This is a genomic window from Arenimonas sp., assembly GCF_019459675.1.
Lineage (GTDB): Bacteria > Pseudomonadota > Gammaproteobacteria > Xanthomonadales > Xanthomonadaceae > Arenimonas.
This window is the reverse complement of the sequence record NZ_JAIBFH010000305.1, coordinates 1-3174: the sequence shown is the minus strand read 5'-3', so window position 1 is coordinate 3174 and position 3174 is coordinate 1. Positions and strand designations below refer to the sequence as shown.

Sequence of the window (3174 nt, the reverse complement as noted above, 5' to 3'; positions counted from 1 at the left end):
GGGGGGGGGCCTGCCGGGGGGGGTGGCTTTTCGGCGGCGGCGGGGGTCGCGCGGGCGGCGGGGGCGCGGCCCCGGGGGTTCGGGCCCGCGCCCGGTTTCTGGGGGCTGTCCTGTCATCCAATTGCACCCGTTGTTCGTAATCAACCACCACGACTCGCACCCTTCTCCGCCGTCGCGCGCCCCTGCGCCTTGGTGGATCCGGCTGGCCTTTTTGGGCTTCCTGGCCATTGCCGGCTTTTTCCTGCTCGTCGAGCATGGCGCGCATCTGTTTGGCGCCCTGCCCTACATCCTGATTGGCGCGTTCTTCGCTTTGCACCTGGGCATGCATGCCGGCCATCGCCACGGCGGTCACCGCCATGACAAGACCCAGCCGCCGCCGTCCAATCCCGCACCCCCCGCCGACGACGACCGCCCGCCCGGCGGCCACCACCACTAAACGAGGAGACGGTCATGTCCAGCGCTTCCGGTTATGGCTTGTGGACCCTGGCGGTCCTCAATGCCGGGCTCTTCATCTTCTTCGCCTACACCTTCTACACGCCGGCCACCCGCCGCGACTGGCGCAGCTTCGGCATGTACTCGGCGTTCATCGTGGCGCTGTTTGCCGAGATGTACGGTTTCCCCCTGTCGCTCTATTTCCTTTCGGGCTGGCTGACCAGCCGCTTCCCGGAGGTGAACTGGCTCTCGCATGATGCGGGCCACGTGTTCGAGATGATCTTCGGTTGGCGGGCCAACCCGCACTTCGGGCCCTTCCATGTCCTGAGCATGGTGTTCATCGTCTGGGGATTTTGGCTGCTGTCCAGCGCCTGGGCGGTGCTCTATCGCGCCCAGCGCCTGGGTCAGATGGCGGCCACGGGCCCCTATGCCCGGATCCGGCACCCGCAGTACGTGGCCTTCGTGCTGATCATGTTCGGCTTCCTGCTCCAGTGGCCGACCCTGATCACGCTGGCGATGTTCCCGATCCTGGTCATCGCCTACTGGCGGCTGTCCAAGGCGGAGGAGCGCGACAGCCTGGCGCGGTTTGGCGAATCGTACGCGCGCTACCAGGCCGTGACACCCGCCTTCATCCCGGGCCGGCGCCGGCCGGCGGTGACGGCATGAGCGGGCCCGGCAACGCGACGGCATATACCCGACGCCTGGGATGGGCCGTGGTGGGCACGGCGGGGGTCGTCCTCGCCGCGTTCGTTGCGATAGCCCACGCGGCGCCCACGGACCAGCGGCAACAGAACGAGCGGATCACGCTCTACTACGGTGTGGTGCCCGCGGCCCTGTCCCAGGCGGCTCTGGCGGCGCACCCGCCGGCGCCGGACGTGCACGGTACCGTCCGGCCTGCGGCGGGTACCCATCACCTGGTCGTCGCGCTGTTTGATACCCCGACCGGCCAGCGCATCACGCAGGCCACGGTGACCGTGCGGCACACCCCGCCGCAGGGCGCGGCGATGAGCAAGGTGCTCGAGCCCATGCCGCTGGGAGACGCGCTGTCGTTCGGAACGACCCTGGTCATCGCCGAAGGGCGTAATCACCGTTTGCGCATCGAAGTTCGCCGTGGCGAAACCGTCGATCGGTTCGACGTGGTGTACGACAACCTGCACGGCGGTCCGTGATGGACTGCCGGGCGCCAACCCAGCGAGGGGAAATCACCTGATGCGTCGCCAAATCGTGTGGAGTTTGCTGGCGGTGGTGGCGCTGACCGGCGCCGCCGCGCTCGCCTACCAATGGCTGCGGGCACCTCCCCTGCCGGCCGGATTCGCCTATGGCAGCGGCCACGTGGAAGCCACGGAAGTGCGCCTGGCCGCCGAGACCGGCGGACGGGTGGTGGAGCAACGGCTCGTGGAGGGGCAGCCGGTCCAGGCCGGTGTCGTGTTGCTGGTGATCGACCCGGTCACCACGCAGGACCAACTCAGTAGCGTGCAGGAAGAGGCGCAGGCCATTCGGGCGAGCGTGGCAGCCCTGGATGCGCAGATGGCGTCCTGGCAGCACCATGTCGAGACGGCCCGACAGCAACGGGCACGGATTCAGCGGCTGGTCGCTAGCCAAATCGCGACGGCGCGGGAGCTGGACAGCGTCAACGACGCCGTCAACCAGGCCGAAGGTGAACTGGGACGGCTGCGGGCGCAGCGGGCCAGCCTGCAGGCGCAGGTGAGCAGCGTGGAGTCGCGGGTGCGGCTGGCCCAGACCAATGTCAGCCGGACCGAGGTCAGGGCGCCGCAGGATGCCACGGTCCTCGTGCGCGGGGTCGAGGTTGGCGAAGTGATCCAGCCGGGCCAGCCCTTGGCCCTGCTGGCGGACCTGCGTCGTATCGAGCTCAAGGTGTACCTGGCCGCCAACGACGCCGGCCGGGTCAAGCTGGGCCAGTCGGCGCAGGTGCGGGTCGATGCCTACCCGGACCAGACGTTTCCGGCCACCGTCGCCCGGGTCGATCCCTACGCCCAGTTCACGCCGCGCGATATCCACGTGCCCGATGAGCGGGCACAGATGGTCTACGGCGTGACCCTGGTGATCGACAACGCCGAGCAGCAGCTCAAGCCGGGTATGCCGGCGGACGCCTGGATCCAATGGGACGCGCAGGCGCCCTGGCCCACGCCCTTGCGTGTGCCGCAGTGACGCCGACCGCTCGCCTTGTCGCCCAGGGGCTGGGCCGGCGGTTTGGCCCGCGCTGGGCGGTGCGGGATGTCAGCCTGTCGCTTGCCCCGGGCGAAACGCTGGGCGTGGTCGGCGCCGATGGCGCCGGCAAGACCACCTTGCTGCAGATGTTCGCCGCCATCCTGGATCCCAGTGAAGGGTCCTGTACCGTTTTGGGCGGCGATTCACGCCGCGACAGCAAGCGCATCGCTGCGGGCCTGGGGTACATGACCCAGGGCTTCACCCTCTACGACCGCCTCACCATCGAGGAAAACCTGCGCTTGGCGGCCACGCTGCGGGGCGTCAGCGATGCCGACTACGGTCCGCGGCGGGCGCAGCTGTTGGCCATGGCGGGTCTCGCCCGGTTCACCGAGCGCCTGTCGGGCAAGCTCTCAGGCGGCATGCGCAAGAAGCTGTCGCTGTGCACGAACCTGATCCATGCCCCGCAGTTGCTGATCTTGGATGAACCGGGGCTGGGTGTGGACCCGCTGTCACGGCGGGAGCTGTGGACGATGCTCGCCCAGTACCGCGAGACCGGGGTGGGCCCCGAGCTGG

At 69.0% G+C, this 3174-nt stretch carries 5 protein-coding genes; all 5 read left to right on the top strand.

The features are described 5' to 3' along the window. Window positions 1-211 precede the first annotated feature (211 nt). Window positions 212-436, top strand: a complete 225-nt coding sequence (locus tag K0M70_RS10405) for a DUF2933 domain-containing protein (RefSeq protein WP_290781800.1) — start codon at window positions 212-214, stop codon at window positions 434-436. A gap of 14 nt (window positions 437-450) precedes the next feature. Further along, window positions 451-1098 carry an isoprenylcysteine carboxylmethyltransferase family protein gene (locus K0M70_RS10400; protein WP_034211155.1) on the top strand — a complete coding sequence of 216 codons (648 nt, stop codon included), beginning with the start codon at window positions 451-453 and terminating at the stop codon, window positions 1096-1098. Then, entirely contained in the window at window positions 1095-1601 is a 507-nt protein-coding gene (locus K0M70_RS10395) for a hypothetical protein (RefSeq protein WP_290781799.1), read from the top strand. The genes K0M70_RS10400 and K0M70_RS10395 overlap by 4 nt, the downstream gene beginning before the upstream one ends. Window positions 1602-1641: 40 nt before the next feature. Next, complete coding sequence (locus K0M70_RS10390; RefSeq protein ID WP_290781798.1) at window positions 1642-2601, top strand: HlyD family efflux transporter periplasmic adaptor subunit; 960 nt, start codon at window positions 1642-1644, stop codon at window positions 2599-2601. Next, on the top strand, window positions 2598-3174 hold a 577-nt coding region (locus tag K0M70_RS10385), incomplete at its 3' end, for an ABC transporter ATP-binding protein (RefSeq protein WP_290781797.1). The genes K0M70_RS10390 and K0M70_RS10385, both read left to right, overlap by 4 nt.

Bases quoted from the DNA above. Each gene is read 5' to 3' on its own strand.
- K0M70_RS10400 (WP_034211155.1), top strand. From the start codon at position 451: ATGTCCAGCGCTTCCGGTTATGGCTTGTGGACCCTGGCGGTCCTCAAT.
- K0M70_RS10395 (WP_290781799.1), top strand. From the start codon at position 1,095: ATGAGCGGGCCCGGCAACGCGACGGCATATACCCGACGCCTGGGATGG.
- K0M70_RS10390 (WP_290781798.1), top strand. From the start codon at position 1,642: ATGCGTCGCCAAATCGTGTGGAGTTTGCTGGCGGTGGTGGCGCTGACC.